At 26.4% G+C, this 18,319-nt stretch carries 19 protein-coding genes and 1 riboswitch; of the genes, 2 read left to right on the top strand and 17 right to left on the bottom strand.

The window, feature by feature from the left end:
• The 11 genes from I2E83_RS02570 to I2E83_RS02620 all read right to left on the bottom strand — a co-directional run bounded on the left by I2E83_RS02570 (position 1) and on the right by I2E83_RS02620 (position 10,653).
• Entirely contained in the window at positions 1 to 1,017 is a 1,017-nt protein-coding gene (locus I2E83_RS02570) for a molybdopterin-binding protein (RefSeq protein WP_195428430.1), read from the bottom strand.
• Positions 1,018 to 1,085: 68 nt separating this feature from the next.
• On the bottom strand, positions 1,086 to 1,577 hold the full coding sequence (locus I2E83_RS02575; protein ID WP_195263982.1) for a MogA/MoaB family molybdenum cofactor biosynthesis protein: 492 nt from the start codon (positions 1,575 to 1,577) through the stop codon (positions 1,086 to 1,088).
• The gene (locus tag I2E83_RS02580) at positions 1,577 to 2,152 is read right to left on the bottom strand and encodes a molybdenum cofactor guanylyltransferase (RefSeq protein ID WP_195428431.1); all 576 of its coding nucleotides are present in this window, start codon (positions 2,150 to 2,152) and stop codon (positions 1,577 to 1,579) included. Before I2E83_RS02580 ends, I2E83_RS02575 begins: the two co-directional genes overlap by 1 nt.
• An 8-nt stretch (positions 2,153 to 2,160) precedes the next feature.
• Complete coding sequence (gene glp / locus I2E83_RS02585; protein ID WP_195263980.1) at positions 2,161 to 3,366, bottom strand: gephyrin-like molybdotransferase Glp; 1,206 nt, start codon at positions 3,364 to 3,366, stop codon at positions 2,161 to 2,163.
• A 202-nt stretch (positions 3,367 to 3,568) separates the two neighbouring features.
• A riboswitch (molybdenum cofactor riboswitch) is annotated at positions 3,569 to 3,705 on the bottom strand.
• Entirely contained in the window at positions 3,697 to 4,206 is a 510-nt protein-coding gene (mobB, locus tag I2E83_RS02590; protein WP_195428432.1) for a molybdopterin-guanine dinucleotide biosynthesis protein B, read from the bottom strand. (Overlaps the previous riboswitch by 9 nt.)
• 184 nt (positions 4,207 to 4,390) lie before the next feature.
• A complete protein-coding gene (locus I2E83_RS02595) occupies positions 4,391 to 5,614 on the bottom strand; it encodes an FAD-dependent oxidoreductase (RefSeq protein WP_195428433.1) in 1,224 nt (407 codons plus the stop codon).
• Positions 5,614 to 6,021, bottom strand: coding sequence for a 4Fe-4S dicluster domain-containing protein (locus I2E83_RS02600; protein ID WP_195263977.1), 408 nt, complete (start codon positions 6,019 to 6,021; stop codon positions 5,614 to 5,616). The genes I2E83_RS02595 and I2E83_RS02600 overlap by 1 nt, the downstream gene beginning before the upstream one ends.
• Before the next feature lie 11 nt (positions 6,022 to 6,032).
• On the bottom strand, positions 6,033 to 8,117 hold the full coding sequence (locus tag I2E83_RS02605) for a molybdopterin oxidoreductase family protein (protein ID WP_195428435.1): 2,085 nt from the start codon (positions 8,115 to 8,117) through the stop codon (positions 6,033 to 6,035).
• A 206-nt stretch (positions 8,118 to 8,323) separates the two neighbouring features.
• Entirely contained in the window at positions 8,324 to 8,923 is a 600-nt protein-coding gene (locus I2E83_RS02610; protein WP_195428436.1) for an ATP-binding cassette domain-containing protein, read from the bottom strand.
• Positions 8,916 to 9,668 (bottom strand): ABC transporter permease subunit, encoded by a 753-nt coding sequence (locus tag I2E83_RS02615; RefSeq protein WP_207738468.1) that lies wholly within the window; start codon positions 9,666 to 9,668, stop codon positions 8,916 to 8,918. Before I2E83_RS02615 ends, I2E83_RS02610 begins: the two co-directional genes overlap by 8 nt.
• Positions 9,658 to 10,653, bottom strand: a complete 996-nt coding sequence (locus tag I2E83_RS02620; protein ID WP_195428438.1) for an MqnA/MqnD/SBP family protein — start codon at positions 10,651 to 10,653, stop codon at positions 9,658 to 9,660. The genes I2E83_RS02615 and I2E83_RS02620 overlap by 11 nt, the downstream gene beginning before the upstream one ends.
• A gap of 192 nt (positions 10,654 to 10,845) precedes the next feature.
• Between I2E83_RS02620 and I2E83_RS02625 the strand changes: the two genes are divergently transcribed.
• Positions 10,846 to 11,838 carry a DUF4003 family protein gene (locus I2E83_RS02625; RefSeq protein WP_195263972.1) on the top strand — a complete coding sequence of 331 codons (993 nt, stop codon included), beginning with the start codon at positions 10,846 to 10,848 and terminating at the stop codon, positions 11,836 to 11,838.
• A 20-nt stretch (positions 11,839 to 11,858) separates the two neighbouring features.
• Here the strand turns inward: I2E83_RS02625 and I2E83_RS02630 are convergent, their stop codons facing one another.
• The 6 genes from I2E83_RS02630 to I2E83_RS02655 form a co-directional block, all read right to left on the bottom strand.
• Positions 11,859 to 12,800 carry a ribonuclease Z gene (locus I2E83_RS02630; protein WP_195428439.1) on the bottom strand — a complete coding sequence of 314 codons (942 nt, stop codon included), beginning with the start codon at positions 12,798 to 12,800 and terminating at the stop codon, positions 11,859 to 11,861.
• 208 nt (positions 12,801 to 13,008) lie between these two features.
• The gene (gene deoD / locus I2E83_RS02635; protein WP_195263970.1) at positions 13,009 to 13,716 is read right to left on the bottom strand and encodes a purine-nucleoside phosphorylase; all 708 of its coding nucleotides are present in this window, start codon (positions 13,714 to 13,716) and stop codon (positions 13,009 to 13,011) included.
• Between the two features lie 477 nt (positions 13,717 to 14,193).
• Positions 14,194 to 15,492: a folylpolyglutamate synthase/dihydrofolate synthase family protein gene (locus I2E83_RS02640; protein ID WP_195263969.1), complete on the bottom strand. Its 1,299-nt coding sequence runs from the start codon at positions 15,490 to 15,492 to the stop codon at positions 14,194 to 14,196.
• A 2-nt stretch (positions 15,493 to 15,494) separates the two neighbouring features.
• Positions 15,495 to 16,289 carry an ATP-grasp domain-containing protein gene (locus I2E83_RS02645; protein ID WP_195428440.1) on the bottom strand — a complete coding sequence of 265 codons (795 nt, stop codon included), beginning with the start codon at positions 16,287 to 16,289 and terminating at the stop codon, positions 15,495 to 15,497.
• Positions 16,286 to 17,179: a RimK family alpha-L-glutamate ligase gene (locus tag I2E83_RS02650; RefSeq protein WP_195428441.1), complete on the bottom strand. Its 894-nt coding sequence runs from the start codon at positions 17,177 to 17,179 to the stop codon at positions 16,286 to 16,288. Before I2E83_RS02650 ends, I2E83_RS02645 begins: the two co-directional genes overlap by 4 nt.
• A gap of 28 nt (positions 17,180 to 17,207) precedes the next feature.
• Positions 17,208 to 17,453 carry a hypothetical protein gene (locus tag I2E83_RS02655; RefSeq protein WP_195263966.1) on the bottom strand — a complete coding sequence of 82 codons (246 nt, stop codon included), beginning with the start codon at positions 17,451 to 17,453 and terminating at the stop codon, positions 17,208 to 17,210.
• A 273-nt stretch (positions 17,454 to 17,726) separates the two neighbouring features.
• Here I2E83_RS02655 and I2E83_RS02660 point away from each other — a divergent pair, with 273 nt between their 5' ends.
• Positions 17,727 to 18,158, top strand: coding sequence for a hypothetical protein (locus tag I2E83_RS02660; RefSeq protein WP_195263965.1), 432 nt, complete (start codon positions 17,727 to 17,729; stop codon positions 18,156 to 18,158).
• Positions 18,159 to 18,319: the final 161 nt, after the last annotated feature.

An 18,319-nucleotide genomic window follows, 5' to 3' on the forward strand; every position in this document is an offset into this window, starting at 1 on the left:
CTATTTTCCAAAAGAACAATGTGGGAAAGTACAAACCTTACAATCTAAGCACATTCCACCATGTCCATAAGCTGCTATATCACCTAAAGTTAATTTTTCATCTGCTAGTATTCTTGGCAGCACTAAATCTAATACTGTTCTTTTTGAATACATAGCACAACTTGGTACTCCAAGTATTGGAATATCTTTATAATAAGCTAGTAAAAACATAGCTCCTGGTAATACTGGTGATCCATACGTAACAAGTTCTCCACCACATTCTTTTATTGCTGTTGGAGTTACATCATCTGGATCTACCGACATCCCTCCTGTACATATAATCATATCTACATTTTCTTTAAAGCCATTTTTTATTTCTTCTATTATTCTTTCCTTGGAATCTGGCAAAATAACTTGCTTAATGACTTCACTACCATAATATCCAAGTTTTGATTTTATAACTGGTAAAAAGGCATCTTTAATTCTTCCGCTATAAACTTCATTACCAGTTGTTATAAGTAAGCATTTCTTAGGCTTTATTTCCTCTATATAAATTATTTTATTTTTTATTAATTTTTCTGCATTAATTATTTTTTCTTCATCAATTATTAATGGAATAACTCTAGTTGCACCAATTTTTTCTCCTTTTCTTATTGGAGTATTATTATGCAATGTTGATACTATTATTTCTCCAAGGCTATTAAGTTTAAATAATTCTTCTTTATCTATTTTTAAAACTCCATCTATATCTGCAAAAAAGTCAACTTTTCCTTCTTTTATTTCTTCTGACTTACATACCCCATCTCCAAGTACAAGATTTGAAATTCTAATTGCAGCATCATTTTCATGCAATTCTCCTTCACTAGGCTCCCATACATAAATGTGTTCTTTCCCTATAGATAGCAGTTTTTCTATGTCTTCCGCTTTTATAATATGGCCCTTTTTAAAAAGTCTTCCTTTAAATTCTCCTGGTATTATTTGTGTAACATCGTGAGATAATATACAACCAACAGAATCATATACGCTTATCATTTTCATTATAATGCATCTCCTATAAAGTTAATCATTTGTCTAGTTACTCATTTTTATAATTTTTTTGAATGAACTTATTTTCTTGCACATTCTTTTGCTTCTCCAATTAATATACCAATTCCATGTTTTAACTCGTCTAATATAAAATCTAAAGCTTCTTCACATGCTTTTGGACTTCCTGGTAAATTTACTATTAAAGTATCTTTTCTTATTCCTGATACTGCTCTAGAAAGCATTGCTCTTTTAGTTATTTGAAGACTATACATTCTTATAGCTTCACATATTCCAGGTGCCTCTCTATCAATTATTTCTTTGGTTGCTTCAGGAGTTATATCTCTTTTTGAGAATCCAGTACCACCTGTACTTAATATTAAGTTCACCTTTAATTCATCACTCATATTTATAAATTCTTTTTTTAACATTTCCTTTTCATCAGGTACAATAACCATCTTTTCTACTTTAAAACCTGCATTTTCTATTATTTCTTTAATAACAGCTCCACTTTTATCTTCTCTTTCTCCTGCATATCCTTTATCACTACTTGTTATTATTCCAACAGTATACATTAAATCTCCTCCAAGTCTTTATAATCATTAACTGTATTTATATTTGAAAAATCTATCTCATTTAACTTCTCGTATTTTTTATCTTCTAATACTTTGTATTTTGTTGACATTATAAATTTTTGCAATTTATTTTCATTTTTTATTAAAGCATTTTCAATTTTAGGTATTAACCTTTTAGAATACACTGAACACAAAGGTTGTAGCTTTTCATTAATTTTAGGAATTAAAACCTCGTATTCTTCATCCACATTTCCTATTAAATTTAAAGTCTCTTTTGTAATTAAAGGCATGTCACAAGCAATACATAAAACTTTATCATTTTTTGAATTTTTAAGTGCTGAATGTATTCCACATAAAGGACCATTTCCTAAGTAGATATCACTAAATACCTTCAAAGAAAACTGATTATATACTTCTTTATTATTTGATATAATAATTATTTCATCAAAATCTTCTCCAGCACTTATTATATTTTCTATAAAAGTTTTTTCTTTATAAAGTAATAATGCCTTATTATTATAATTCATCCTACTACTTTTTCCACCTGCTAAAATAGCTAATGTTTTATTTATCATATATTCTCCTAAAGCTTTATAATATCTACTAAATCCCCTTGATTTTTTCCATTATTATTAGCTTCTATTTCAATTATACAATTTGAGTTTATTGTAGAACTAAGTATTCCATTTCCTGATTTAGTTTGTGTTATATGTACATATTGTTTGCAATTGTCAACTTCTACATATCCCCTTATGAACCTTCTTTGAGGACTTTTCTTTTTTATGTCTTGTGATAATATTGCTTTTTCCCTATTTATTTTAATTTCTTTATATCCAGATAATTTCTCAAGTGTTGGTTTAACTAATAATTCAAAAGTTGTTAAAGCTGCTGTTGGATTGCCTGATAAACTAATTACAATTGAATTATTTACCTTGCTACATAAAACTGCTGAACCTGGCTTAATAGTTATCTTCCAAAAAAGTTTTTCTCCACTTGTTGTATTTATAGCATCTTTTAATAAATCTTTCTCACCAACAGAAACTCCTCCAGTTGTAATTATCAAATCAACTTTCTTTGAAATTTCTTCTATATAACTACCTATTGCATTAAAATCATCATTTATATGATTTATATATTTGGCTTCATAGCCTAATTCATTTATTCTAGATAAAATAGAATATTTATTACTGTTATAAATTTTTCCTTTTTCTAATTCTAAGCCTATATCCATAACTTCATCACCTGTACTAATAAAAGCTATTTTAGGCTTTTTATATACATTTACTTTCTTTAATCCAGAACTAGCTAAAATTCCAATATCAGCATAATCAAGCTTTTTATTAATATTTAAAAGTAAAGCTCCTTTTGAAATGTCTTCTCCCTTTATACAGATATTTTCATTTTCTTTTACACTTTTCTTTAAAATAATATAATCATCTTGTAAAATTACATCTTCTTGTTTTATAACAGCATTTGCTCCCTTAGGGATTGGTGCTCCTGTCATTATTCTAATTGCTGTATTTTCTTTTACAATACTACTACAATTTCCTCCAGCATAGACTTTATCTATTACCTTTAATTTTTTATTGTTTGATTCAGTATCTCTAGAAATCAATGCATACCCATCCATTGCCGATTTATTAAAAGGTGGATTATTAATTTGAGAATATACATTTTCACCTATTACTCTATTTAATCCATTAATTAAATCTACCTCTTCTATATTCAAATTATTTACGTTATTATTTAGTATTTCTATTGCTTCTTCTAATGATATAAAGGATTTCACTTTTTTCCTCCTTTAAAAAGTTGATGTGTATAAATTTTCTATTCAAAAAAAGCCTATTACCCATAAATTTGGTGAGTAATAAGCTTTTAATTTAAATATAAATAAACACTGTAATAGTGCTAAAATCAACTTAATTATAAACCTCAAAATAAAATTAAACTTAATATTATTTTAAGACTTATATTTCTATAAGTATAATATATTTAAATCAACTTATTTTCCTTCCCAAATCGTGGAGATGCTATCTTTTCAAATTAACACCCTGTGAATATAAAATTCAGGCATAGAATCCATAGATTAATCCTTAGGTAAACTATGCTCAAGAAAATATTATTGATAATTTTCAAATTTAAATTCTTCTTCTTTTTCTATTAAATTAGCAAGTTCCTTAAAATTATCTTTATTTATAACTAAGGCATCATTTAAATTTAAATCTACATCACTTGCTACTGCTATGAGATTATTCTTAGGAGTTATTATTTTACTACTAACCCCACTCCTATATACTTCTATCTTTCTTAAATTACTTTTCTTATATCCTTCTACTAAAATTATATCCTTATCCTTTGCCATATTTATAAGATCATATAAGTTAGTTTCATGTTTTAATTCCTTTATTATTGCAAGTCTAGAACTTGAAGATATTATTACAGTTTCTGACCCTGCTTCTCTATGTTTATATGTATCTTTTCCTTTTTTATCAATATCAAATCCATGAACATCATGTTTTATTGTTGCTATACTTAAGTTTCTACTTTTTAATTCTCTTATTAGTCCTTCCATTACAAATGTTTTTCCTACATTTGACTTTTCTCCAACTATATTAATAACCTTTGGCATATCTTTCATCCTTTAAGTATATTTTTGTAACCAGTAATATCTATATTTAATTTTAATTATATATGTTATTAACTATTATGTTCTAGATTTTTTATAATAATCCTTCTTTTATGTACACTATTATTAAAAATTTTAATTTATATGGAAATTAGTTTTAATACTAATTTCCATATAAAGTTTATTATTAATAAGTAAATTCAAAATTCTTTTTTATATTGAAGAAATCTGCATAATCTATATCAAATATATTTTTTGTTACTTTTGATATATCTATTTTTTCTTTTATAAGTTGTGTTAATACACCTGCATAAGATAAATCACCTTGAATTATTGCTCCATAAATCTTACCATCTTTGTGTATAATCTTTTTATAGTTTCCACCATCAATGCTTATTTCAACTTTATAAGTTTCATCCTTTGGCTCTACATCCCCTAAAGACATAGTTGCAATACCAACAAAATTCATAGTATTCTTGCTTCCAAAGAAATCTGTCATTATCATTTCTTTTCCTAACATGTTATTTGCAGCAATTATACCCTCTTTCACTGCTGTTGGCCAAATTGGATTTCTTCCAGTTACATCTCCAGCACCATAAATATCATCAATATTAGTTTTACCTTTTTCATCTATTATTAATCCAAATCTATCACATTCAACATTGCTATTACTTAAGAAATTGATATTAGATCTTACCCCTGTTGCTACAATAACTAATTCACATGGTATTTCTTCACCAGTATTGATTAATAATGCTTTAGGATTTTTATTTTCATCTAATATTAGTTTTTCTGCTTTAACACCAAGTTTTAAATTTACACCTTTTTCTTCAAACTTCTTTTTATAAACATCTGAAGTATATTTATCTAGCTGTATAGGTAAAACTTTATCTCCCATTTCTACTAAAGAAACATTAACTCCTGTATCTATAAGTCCACTTACTGCATCTATTCCAACAAGCCCAGCACCTAATACAACTACGTTTTTCACCTTAGAAGCTTGTTCTTTTATAAGTATTGCATCTTCTAAATTTCTAAGACCAACTACATTATTTCCTTCTCTTAACCCTTCAACAGGTGGAATGAATGATGAAGCTCCACTACAAATCATTAATTTATCAAAGTTTAAGACCTCATCGTTTGATAAAGTTAAAGTTTTACTTTCATCATTTACACAAGTAACCTCAACATTATTTATCCATTGTATATTGTATTCTTCAAAGAAATTCTTTGATGTGAAATTTAATTGTTCTACATTTCTATGGTTTGAAATATAGTGATGTAAAATACATCTTGAATAAACTTCTGTATCTTTTGAAATTAATATTATTTCTGCATCTTTATCTAGCTCTCTTAATGTTTTTGCTCCACTAATTCCAGCTGCTGATGCTCCTATAACTATATATCTCATTAATTAGGTACCTCCTCTAATGTAATAGCTGCCATTGGGCACTTTTCTACACATTGTGGTGTTCCCTTATCTTTACACGCATCACATTTCATTATTTCCTTATGAACTCTACTATCAGCTTTTAAAACTCCATAAGGGCATGCCATTATACACATATAGCAACTTGCACAGTGTTCTTTATTGTAAGTAACTAATCCAGTTTCCTTATCTTTGCTCATTGCACCAGTCATACATGTATAAACACATTCTGGTCTATCACAATGTCTACAAAAAATCGGAGCATATTTTCCATTACTATCTATTGTTATTCTACTTCTTGTATCTTCTGAATTATGAGAAACAATACATGCAGTTGTGCAAGTTAAACATCCAACGCATTTCGATCTATCTATTTTTATTCTCTTCATATTGAATCCTCCTATTTCTTAGAAATATTTACTGCAACAGTTTTGAAAGATGGTTCTTTTGAGTAAGGATCATAAACTGAAGGAGTAAGTGAATTTGTTTCAATATAATGCATTGGTGCATATATATGATTCTTTTTCACATTTTCTGAGTAAACAACATTAAACTCATTAGTTTTCCCATTTTGTGAAGTTATTTTAACTCTTTCATTTTCACTTATATTTAATTCTTTTGCTAGCTCTGGGTTCATTAAAACATATGATTCCTTGCTGTAAATTCTATTATGTTCTATTTCTCTAGATCGAACTTGAGTGTGCCATTGTCCTACAGTTCCTCTTCCTGTATTTAATATATACGGGAATTCATCTGAAGTCTTTGTTGGATTTTCTGCTATATCTTCAAAATGGAATTTAGCTTTCTTAGATGGTGTATAATAGTTACCATCTTCATAAAGTCTTCTTTCATCCTCTTCAAGAACTTGTCCTTCTTTAAATGGCCATTGAACTCCTCTTGAACCTTCCATATTGTTACCTTCTAACATTTCATAAGTAACTCCTGTTATGTCACAAGGCATTCCTTTAGAACATTTTTTTAATAGTTCAAATACATCTCTTGGAGTTTTCCAATTATCAAGTAAACTTCCCATTCCTAATGCTTTACCTATATTAAAGAATATTTCAAAATCAGATAATTCGCCTTCTTCTTTTGCTACTACTGGATTAACTTTTGATAATCTACGCTCAGTATTAATTAGAACTCCTTCTTTTTTAATAGCTGGAACTGAAGGTAAATATAAATCGCAAAGCTCTGCAGTATGTGTATCCTCATATATATCTTGTACTACTAAGAAATCTAAATTTTCTACTGCCTTTTTGAATTCATCATTATTTGTAAAAGAATGTCTTGGATTTGTACATATTACCCATAATCCTTTAATTTCTCCTGCAATTGCTTTTTCTATAATAACGTTATAAGGAAGAGTAGGCTTAGTTGCTAATACACTTTCATCAACTTCTAGTGCTTCTGCTACAGCTTTTCTTCTTACTGGATTATCAAAATCTCCACCGCCATAAAGTCCTGCTGTATTACTGAAAGCTCTTGATCCCATAGCATTACATTGACCTGTTAAGGAATTTGCACCTGTCCCTGGTCTACCTATATTACCAGTAATTAATGCTAAGTTAATTATAGATTGTGCAGTTCTTACTGCTTGATATCCTTGGTTTACACCCATTGTCCACCAGAATGATACTCTTTTACCATTATGTACTATTTCTGCAAGTTCTAAAACTCTTTCTTTAGATATTCCTGTTTCTTCTTCAACATTATCTAAGGTAAATTTAGATACATGATTTTTAAATTCTTCATATCCTTCTGTATGTTCCTCTATATATTTCTTATCAATCCAATCATTTTGAATTAATACATTTGCTAATGTATATAATAGAACTAAATCAGCTTTAGGTTTAATATCTACCCATATATGAGAATTTATTGCTGTTTCAGATTTTCTTGGATCAATAGTTATTATTTTTGCATCCTTATTTTTTCTTATTCTTCCCCAAAAAACTGGATGTGCTATAACTGGGTTAGCTCCAATTAAAACAATTGTATCTGAAAGCTCAGCATCATTCAAAGTATAAGGAGGAGCATCAAAACCAAAACTTTGCTTATGTGCTACAACTGATGTTGCCATGCATAATCTTGTATTACCGTCTCCATGCATCCCCATATAATTTCTTCCAACATGTCCAAGTAAAGCCATTTCTTCAGTTGTCATTTGACCAGTACTGATATATGCAACGCTTTCTTTACCATACTTAGCTTGAATCTCTGTCATTTTTTTAGCAAAGACTTGGAAACCTTCGTTCCATGATATTTCTTTCATTTCGCCATTTGCATCTCTTAATAATGGTGACTTTCTTGCCTTAATTTTTGTTTGTTGCTTGTCCAGACTTAATCCTTTTATACAACAAAACCCCTTATTAACTGGATAATCAACAGTAGGTGAAACCTTTTGAATTTTACCATTATCTACATAGAAATCTATGTTACATGCTAAAGCACATAAATTACAAGTTGACTGAATTTTTTTCATATAACTTACATCTCCACTTCACAATTTCATAAACTCACTATATTATTTTATGATTTCTAATTCTATCATTAACTACCACTAAAAACCGTGACAATTATCACATTTTTACCATCGATTGTTATATAATTAACAAATTATTAAAATATATTCTTATTTATACTCCCCAAAAAATATTATATAAAAAAAGAAGCATGATCACACTTCTTTTACACTTTAATTATTTCTTTTTTTACCGGTTCATTTTTTAATAATATTATTTTATTTGTAAATTCCCTTGCTTCATTTATATCATGGCTTATAATTATAACTGTTTTCTTATTATCGCAAAAATACTTTTTTATTAGTTTAATAATATTTTCTTTATTCTCCTTATCTAATCCTTTAAAAGGTTCATCCATAATAAAGATATCCCCATCATATATTACTGCTCTAGCTATATTAACCCTTTGCTTCATACCTCCACTTAATTCATGAGGATATAACTCTTTGCAATTTAATAGATTCATATTTTGTAATATATCATTAATTTTTATTTTTCTTTCATCTTTATTTAATTCATTTTTAATTACAATATCTAAATTCTTATATATATTTTTCCAAGGTATTAATCTATTTTCTTGAAAAACAACACTAACCTTAATTCCACTTGAAATTAATTTATCTTTTATATATTTTATTAAAGTGCTTTTACCTATACCTGATTCACCCATTATAAAATTTACATTATTCTCCTCAAAACCTATAGAAAAATCATCATACAAAACTCTATCATTAAACTTTATGTTTATATTATTAAAGTTAATCAACTATATATCTCCCACCCTTAATCAACTTGCTTGTAAAGTAAATAATTATCTTATCAGTTATATAGCATAATATAGCTACTATAATTATCCACGCAAATATACCTGATGTATTAAAATTAATTTTTTCACCTTGAATTGCAGTTCCAATTCCATACAATGGTTGCCCATAAACTTCTCCTGCTATAACCACCTTTAGTACTAAAGAAAATGTTGAGGTTGCTATAGATGAAATACTAATGATAATTGATTGAATATGTACATTTAAAAGTTTGTCTAAAAAACTAACTCTAAAAGTTTCAACCATATCATTTAATTCACTATTTCCATTCAAAATTGAATTCACAGTTGTTTCATATATTATAGGAAATGAGATAATTATTCCTATTAAATAAGGTGCGTAATTCTTATTTAGCCAAATTAACGCAATCAATATAAAAGCTATTGTTGGTATAGATTTTAATATTGAATTTATTGGATATAAAAAATTATATGCAAATTTATTGAATCCTGAAACTATTCCTAAAACTATTGCTATTATTAAAGCAATAAAAAAGCTTATAATCCCTCTTAGCAATGAGTTGCTTATATTTAACAAAAAATTATCTTCTTTTACTATTATAAAAATTTCATCTATTATCTCACTTATTTTAGGCAAGTAAATAGAATTATTAATTCTATTTGATAAAAATATCCATATCGCTACTATTATAAGTAGCGATATAAATATAATCTTTTTATCCTTCATAGAAGAAGTCTTCACCTGGTATATTTTCTCCTATTGATTTCGGGTTTTCACTTTCTAAAACTTTAAAATAATTTATATAGTCTTCTTTACTATCTCTTGCCTTTGAAAAGTTTATATTACTATTGTTTATTGATTTCTCTATTATAGAAGCTTCAACCTGTGATCCATTTTCTACTGAATAATCTGCAGCTTCTTTATTGTTTTCATTTACCCATTCAATAGAACTATCTACTTTATCTATAAAATCGTTAAGAAAATCCTTATCATTATTTATTATCTCTTCTTTTACTATTATACTTGCTTGTGGAAATCCTTTTTCATTATCAAACCTTTCTTTCCATAAATCATTTAAACTAGCTATTATATTAATATTAGGATTTTTGCTTAGTATAGTAGTTAATGCTGGTTCAGGAACGACTGCAAATTTAGCTTTACCACTCAATATTGCTGGAGCTAACTCAGTGGATCCACCAACATAACTTAAGGTTACATCATTTAATATTCCACTTTCTTTTAATAAAGCTTTAAAAACTATATCAGGAGTTAGACCATTGCCTATATTATATATTTCTTTTCCTTTAATATCGCTAAAATCTATTTTCCCTTCAGTTGAAATTAAATATAGAGCTCCATATCCAGTTGTACCAACTAACTTATAACCTAGCCCTTTATTATAAGCTTGTGCTGCTAGATTAGATGGAACTATAGCTATATCCGGTTCTCCTTTCATAACTGAAGTTGCTAATGTATCTGATGTGTTTTCTATATAGTAATTAATTGAATAATTATCGTTAACTTGCGTATTTTCTTTTATCAATTTTGATATAGCTGTAGATGGAACTCCATTAGGGACAACTATTGATATTTCTTTTCTTGCTGTATCTTGAATTACATTTTCATCCACTTTTGCTTTACAGCCTGTAAACATTAAGAATATAGCTGCTATAAAGAAAAGGCTTAATTTGATTTTATTGCTTCTTCTCATTTTATCTACTCCTTCATCTTTTACTATATATTACCATTATATCATTAATCTTGATATACTCAAAACCAATAAAATCAATACTAACACTTCTTTATATGTTATTTTTTATTATATAAAATAGATTTTAATATCGAAATAATATTATTTTATCTATATAATATTATTATAAAATTTTGAAAGGAATGAAAATTTATGATAGAAAATAAAATTGAATTACTAATCAAAAATAGTAATAACTTAGAGAATGTAAAATCTACCTTTGGTATGGGTACATTTAAAAAATGTAATGCACTAAATTTAACATTACGAAATATTGAGGCAAATGTAGAAAAGATTAATAACTGCATAGATATAATTAAGAGTAATTCCTCTATTTTTTCTAACTTTAGAGGAAATAACCTATTAACTACTGCGGTTAATTTATCTATGCAAACTAATCCTGAAGAAAGCTTTAATGATATTATGATAATATATGACAAATTAAAGAATCATTTCTTCAACAATCAGTTTTTAGTTTTAGCTGCTCAAATAATATACAATTACAAAAATACAAATGATATTGATTTAATAGTTATAAATACTAGAAAAGCTTATGATACTATGAAAAAAAATCATTTATTTTTAACTGGTCAAGATGACATTTGTGCTGCAGCTCTTATTGCAACAACTTCCAATAACTTAGAGCAAACATTTATAGATATGGAAGAATGTTATAATATTTTAAGAAATAATGGTTTTTTTGGTGGTAATAATCTTCAAGCTTTATCTCATATACTATCACTTTTTGAAGGGTTTCCAGAGGAAAAATGTAATAAAGTTATTTTATTAGATAAAGTTTTAAGGAATTACTCTGTTCCTTTAAAAGGTTATTCTTTGCCAATTTTAGGAGTTGCAGCTGTTGCTAATACTGATTATGAAAAATTTGCTACTGACTTAAATTCAATAAATAATTCCTTAAAGAAACAACATGGATTTGGAAGCTTTACTTTAGGCCGAGATGTTAGAAATATGATTATAGCTTCTTTACTTTCATTAGAATCTATAGAAGATAATAATTCTTTAATAAAAGAAAAATTAATAGAGACAACTAACAATATATCTTTAAATATAGTTATTGTAATGCAAATAGCAGCAGCAACTGCTGCCACATCTGCAGCAGCAGCCGCTGCAGCTTCAAGTAATTAACTTTATCAAAACCTTAAAGCTTATTCTGTAAACTTTAAGGTTTTTGTTATTTCATCTTCACCAATTATTACATCACTAAATGCTTCAGTAGCATTTTCTAAATACTCGTTCGGATTTAACATAGCAGGACTAAAATGAGTTAAAAGCATTTCTCTTACATCACCATTCTTTGCTAAGCTAGCAGCTTCTCTAAAAGTCATATGTTTATTTTTTATAGCCTTTTCAATATCATTGTCATCTCCATAAGTACCTTCGCAAACAAACAAATCACTATTTTTTATAAAGCTAGCAATACAATTTGTTGGTCTTGTATCTGTAATAAAACTTATTTTAATACCTTTTCTTTCTTCTCCTAAAACCATTGTATAGTCATATTTAAATCCATCATAAATTACTTCTTCTTCTTTTTGCAATCTATTCCACAAGACTTTAGGCACATTATTTTTAATAGCTTTTTCTACATCGAATTTCCTTTTTCTTTTGAAGTAAAACCCATATCCTAAACAAGCTGCTGAATGTTCAAGTTCTATAGTTTTTAAAATTAAATCACTTTTTTCCCTTATATCTAGTTCAATCAAATCCTTTTTCACATTAAAATATAATTCATTAGGGTTTTCTATTATATTTAAATCATAAGGTAAATAAGGTGCAATAACTCTAAGACTATTTACTACATTAGTAATTCCTATTGGGCCAATTATAGTTAAAGGATTTTCTCTTCCGCTATTTCCTATAGTTGAAAGAAGTCCTGGAAGCCCAACAATATGATCACCATGGCAATGAGTTATAAGTATTAAATCTATAGCCTTAAATCCAAGACCCATTTTTCTTATTGCTACTTGTGTCCCCTCACCACAATCTATTAATATTTTTCTACCTTTATAATTTATAAATAGTGAAGATAAATTTCTATTTGGCATTGGCATTCCTCCACCACATCCTAATAGCGATATATCAATCAAATTAATCACCTTCTTTTCTAATAAACTTGTAAATTTAAAATTTATATTTTTAATAATTTTTATCTTAATCAATAACTTAATACCTATATTATTATTTATCATATTTTAAACTTATACTCTAAAATATAGCCTTTATTTATTAATACATATAAATTAATAAAGACAGTAGAGTAACTATCTACTGTCTTCACTTAAATTATATAAAAAATTATTTTGCTAGTTCTAAGGCTATTTCCATCATATCAGTAAAGCTTTCTTGTCTTTCTTCAGGACTAGTTTCTATTCCTTTAAATATATGATCAGAGATTGTTAATATAGCTAATGCTTCAACTCCAAATTTTGCTGCTAGTGTATAAAGCTCTGCTGATTCCATCTCCACAGCTAAGCAACCGTAATCAGCCCATAATTTTATTCCTACATTAGTATCATCGTAGAATAAATCTGAAGATAAAACATTACCAACTTTAATGTTTAATCCTTTTTCTTTTCCTTTGTTATATGCTTCTAATAAAAGATCAAAATTTGCTGTTGGTGCATAGTCCATACCTTGAAATCTTCTCTTATTTATTGCTGAGTTTGTTGAAGCACTTTGTGCTAAAACTATATCCCTAACATTAACATCTTCATTCATAGATCCTGCAGATCCAATTCTAATAAGTCTCTTTGCTCCATAAAATTGAATTAATTCATTTACATATATAGAATGTGATGGTAATCCCATTCCTGTTCCTTGTACAGATATTCTTTTTCCTTTATATGTACCAGTATAACCATACATTCCTCTAACTTCATTATAACAAACAGGATTTTCTAAATAATTTTCAGCTATAAACTTAGCTCTTAATGGATCTCCTGGTAATAATACTGTTTCTGCTATATCTCCTTCATTAGCCATTATGTGTAAATGCTTTGCCATACGTTAAAAGCCTCCTTAAATTTATAATTAATAAAATACTACCATATTTCTAAAAACAAATAAACCTCTTCATTTTAAAATCTTATTATTGTTATATTTATTATTAAAAATAAAATAATTTTTACTCTTCACCATATATTATTCTGCCAATTTACATAGTTAAATTAAGAATTATCCTCATTAATGATATGTATTAAATTGGAGATTTTATTATAATAATAAACTACAATTCTATTATATATAAATCGGAAAGTTAATACATGTCATTAAGTTTAATTCACAATTTATAACAAAAGTGTAATTAATAAAATTAATTTTACTAATTGCGCTAAAATCCTACTTCATTTCCTATCACAGATGTTCTACTTAATGAATATACTCTCCAAGTAGCAACTAATTTATTTAAATTTAAATACTTATCTGTACCTGGGGTAGTTGTTGGTGGGTTTACTGGAGGATTTATTGGTACTTCTAACCTTATATATTATTAAGTTTCTTTCTTATTTCTCCTATCATATAAAGTGAACCAGCTGCAACTATTAAATCATCTTTTTTTGCTTTATTTAATGATAGTTTTATTGCATTGTCATAATCATCAAAAGCAATACAATTATTGTTATATTTTAATACTACTTTCTTTAGCTCATTTGCACTAGCTGCTCTTATTGAATTTGCAGTAACAGTGTACACTTCAGTAGCTACTGGTGCTATTATTTTAACCATTTCCTCGACATTTTTATCTGCTAAAATTCCAAGTATTAAATATATATTTTTATATTTAAAATACTCTTCTATATTTCTTTTAAGATATTCTATACCTGAAATATTATGAGCCCCATCAATTACTATATATGGATCTTTCTTTAAAACTTCAAGTCTTCCTTTCCATTTAACACTTTTTACGCCTTTATATAATTTATTAATATTTACCTTTATACAATTTAAATTTTGAAGCTCTTCCAATGCTTTAATTGCTAAAGATAAATTAATTATTTGATGTTTACCAAGCAAACCTAAATCTAAAGTATATGTATTATTATTAAAATTTACTGAAACTCTTTGATAAGGAATATCATCATTTACTATTTCTAATAAACTAAAATCATTTGAATCTACAATAGTTAATTTAGATTTTGTTAATAATGCTTTACTTCTAATAATATCCATAGCTTCATCTTTTTGATTACAAGTTAAAACTGGAGTAGATTCTTTTATTATTCCTACTTTTTCACTAGTTATTTCTTGTATTGTATTTCCCAAAATATTTGTATGATCTAAGCTTATAGAAGTTATTATTGATAAAATTGGTGTAATTACATTTGTTGAATCCAGCCTTCCTCCAAGTCCTACTTCTATTACTCCAAAATCAACTTTTTTTCTATATAAATATAAAAACATAATACATGTTAATACTTCAAATTCAGTAGGATGTTTATATCCTTCTTCCACTACTTTATTAACATATGGCTTTATTTCTTTTAATAAATATACCAAATCTTCTTCTGGTATATTTTCATCATTTATTCTTATTGTTTCTTCTATTTCTTCTAAATGTGGAGAATTGAAAAATCCTACTTTATAACCATGTTCAATTAAAACTCTACCTAATATAGAGGATGTTGATCCCTTTCCATTTGTTCCTGCTATATGTATAAGCTTTAACTTTTTATGCGGATTTCCAAGTAATTCTAATAGCCTTTCTGTACGTTCTAACCCATAATTTGAACCTAATACTCTTAGCTCCTCTAAATATTTTAATGTTTTTAAATCTTTCATATTTATTTCATTCCTTTAACACTGTTTCTTATATGTTCTAAAAATAATTCCATAGTATTATTTACACCTAAATGACTTAACATCCTACTTCCAACTGCATCTTCAAATTCATTGAATAATATTTCACCATTTTCTAAAAGTAAGAAATCAATTCCCCCAAAGTCTATATCTATATTATTTAGTATCTTTTCTAATATCTCCTTTTGCAAAGATGAATATTTATATACTTCAACATTGCCACCTCTTGAAAAATTAGATAAAATTTCATCTTCTTTAGGAAGCCTAATTACTGAATTAACTATTTTATTATTTATTATATAAAATCTTATATCCCCAACATAATCCTCAATAAAATCCTGATAAACATTTTTATTAAAATCTAAGGAATCAAAACCCTTTAATATATTTATACCTATTCCACCATGTCCATTTTTAGGCTTTTCTATTATCTTTTTATTTCCTTTTATATCCTCATTACTTCTATAAATCTTTGGATATTTAATATCTAAAGTATCCATAAAATTATATGCTTCTAACTTATCATTTCCAAGCATACAAAAATTAAATTTATTAAAAACTCTTAATCCTAATGATTCTAAATTATAAGTTATTTTAAAATTTCTAGATCTATTTATAGCAAATTTATATTTTGAATTTACAATTTGGTAATCTATATCTTTTGTTAATATAAGTTCCAAATCTAAATTATATTTTATTCCATCTTCTATTAACCAATTTATATAACTTTTATTTTTTTCTACATCTATTTCATCATAAATAACTAACCCTTTTATCATAAACATTCCTCTAATATATATTTTAATATCTCTGCACCAAAGCTTTTTCCCCAAAGTTCTTCAAAACTTAAGAAGTTTAAATTTGAATTTACCTCACATAATATAGGCTTATCATCTTCGCCGAATAATAAATCGACACCTGAAAAATCTAAACCTAATACATTATGAGCTTTTAATGCAATCTCTTCTTGTTCCTTAGTTAAATTTATTAATTTACCTTTTCCACCTTGAGATATATTAGCTCTAAAATCTTTATCAGATTCCCTAAGCATAGCCCCTATTACTTTATTTCCTATGATATTTACTCTTATATCTTTTCCATAACTACTTTTTATATTTTCTTGTATAATAAAGTCTACATTTCTTTTATTTAATTCTGTAACCTTTTTAATAAACTCTTCTTTATTTTTTATTAAATATACTTGCATTCCAAAAGAACCTTTTGATTCCTTTATTATTACATCCCTTCCAAGCTCATCAAAACATTTTACTAAATAATCTTCATTATTTAATAAGTAATCAAATATCATTGGTGATAATATTGTTCTTGGCATTTGTATATCATTATTAGAAAGTTCTAAATGCATTAACCCCTTATGATCACAGTATTCAATAGATTTACTTGAATTGAAGACTTTAAATCCCATCTTTTCTAAGTGCCTTGCTAATAATACATCTTTGTCCCAAAATATAATAAATCTTGGGCTTTCAAGCTCTTTTAAACATAAAAGCTCAGCTTTTCCATCATTATTATATGTAGGTATTATCTCTGTATTTTTAACTGCCTGTAATCTTATATTTAACTTTTCTCCTTCAGTTACTAAAGATTTTACAAGCTTATTTATTTTAGGAATATTTAACGTTCCATTATAAATTATCCATCCTGTCATAAGTAATCCACTCTTTCTATACTAATATTTATTTAATGCTTTCGCCTTTTTTCCATAACTTCTTGCCTAAAAAATACCCAATTATAATAAGTAAAACATTTATTATAATTGTAATAGTTATTAAAAATCTATTTATTATATTTATTTTATTTATCATTACTACTGGTATAAATATCAAATAAAATAATACTAATAAACTAACAATTAAATTTCTTATAAAACTCTTTTGACCTAATGATTTAAATGGCTGCCACCATATATTAAAATCTTTCATTTTTATATCTCCTATTTTTTCATGATTATAAATAATTCTATCCCTTTAATGTATAATGTAAAATTTATATTATTTTAAAATTACTTTAAAAAGCTTTTGAATTCATCATAAACTATACGTTTTTAATTGTATAATAACTATTAATTACCCTACTTTTATCACTTTTAATTTTTTTTGTCAATATTACATCTTAGTTTATTGCTTTTTATTAATTGAATTTTATATTAAGGTACTTTACAATAATAAATATAAAACCTAAAGAAGGAGCTTATTATGAACAATTTAAATGAAGCATTAAAGTTAAATTTAGATAAAATATCTATTTTTGAAATAGATGAAGAAAAGTTAATAGAACTTAAGTCTTACGATTACTATATGCAAACAAATTTTTATTTTTGGTTAATTACTAAGATAAATTATTTTGAAAATGAAAAACTTTATGATGAGTTAGCATATGCTCATTACTTAATGTCTTACTTTATTTTTATTATCCTAACACCTTTATCATATGAAGATTTAGCATTTAATCATATTAATAAAGCATTAAAATATAAAGATGAACTTAAATATAAAGAATGGCTTCTTATTTTTTCAACCCTTCCAAATAACTTTATAAAAACATATGATACAATAAAAATTGCTGAAGAAGTTATTGAAAAAGATCCAAGTAGTACTTTAGCTAATACTATATTACAAATGTTTTAAAAACACTAAAGGCCCTAGCTTAAGCTAGAGCCTTTAATGCCTTTTATCTTATTAAATCTTTTATCTTAAATATTATAAACCAAATACTCTAAATTAGAAACAAAAATTTTCTTTAATAATAAAATAAATTCTTTTAATGTTGTATAGCAATGAATATTATT

The organism is Clostridium sp. D46t1_190503_E9 (assembly GCF_015555225.1).
GTDB lineage: Bacteria > Bacillota > Clostridia > Clostridiales > Clostridiaceae > Clostridium.

Bases quoted from the DNA above. Each gene is read 5' to 3' on its own strand.
- I2E83_RS02620 (WP_195428438.1), bottom strand. From the start codon at position 10,653: ATGAGAAGAAGCAATAAAATCAAATTAAGCCTTTTCTTTATAGCAGCT.
- I2E83_RS02625 (WP_195263972.1), top strand. From the start codon at position 10,846: ATGATAGAAAATAAAATTGAATTACTAATCAAAAATAGTAATAACTTA.
- I2E83_RS02615 (WP_207738468.1), bottom strand. From the start codon at position 9,668: ATGAAGGATAAAAAGATTATATTTATATCGCTACTTATAATAGTAGCG.
- I2E83_RS02660 (WP_195263965.1), top strand. From the start codon at position 17,727: ATGAACAATTTAAATGAAGCATTAAAGTTAAATTTAGATAAAATATCT.
- I2E83_RS02650 (WP_195428441.1), bottom strand. From the start codon at position 17,179: ATGACAGGATGGATAATTTATAATGGAACGTTAAATATTCCTAAAATA.
- I2E83_RS02600 (WP_195263977.1), bottom strand. From the start codon at position 6,021: ATGAAGAGAATAAAAATAGATAGATCGAAATGCGTTGGATGTTTAACT.
- I2E83_RS02595 (WP_195428433.1), bottom strand. From the start codon at position 5,614: ATGAGATATATAGTTATAGGAGCATCAGCAGCTGGAATTAGTGGAGCA.
- I2E83_RS02640 (WP_195263969.1), bottom strand. From the start codon at position 15,492: ATGAAAGATTTAAAAACATTAAAATATTTAGAGGAGCTAAGAGTATTA.
- I2E83_RS02580 (WP_195428431.1), bottom strand. From the start codon at position 2,152: ATGATAAATAAAACATTAGCTATTTTAGCAGGTGGAAAAAGTAGTAGG.
- I2E83_RS02655 (WP_195263966.1), bottom strand. From the start codon at position 17,453: ATGAAAGATTTTAATATATGGTGGCAGCCATTTAAATCATTAGGTCAA.
- I2E83_RS02605 (WP_195428435.1), bottom strand. From the start codon at position 8,117: ATGAAAAAAATTCAGTCAACTTGTAATTTATGTGCTTTAGCATGTAAC.
- I2E83_RS02645 (WP_195428440.1), bottom strand. From the start codon at position 16,289: ATGATAAAAGGGTTAGTTATTTATGATGAAATAGATGTAGAAAAAAAT.
- I2E83_RS02570 (WP_195428430.1), bottom strand. From the start codon at position 1,017: ATGAAAATGATAAGCGTATATGATTCTGTTGGTTGTATATTATCTCAC.
- deoD (WP_195263970.1), bottom strand. From the start codon at position 13,716: ATGGCAAAGCATTTACACATAATGGCTAATGAAGGAGATATAGCAGAA.
- mobB (WP_195428432.1), bottom strand. From the start codon at position 4,206: ATGCCAAAGGTTATTAATATAGTTGGAGAAAAGTCAAATGTAGGAAAA.
- I2E83_RS02575 (WP_195263982.1), bottom strand. From the start codon at position 1,577: ATGTATACTGTTGGAATAATAACAAGTAGTGATAAAGGATATGCAGGA.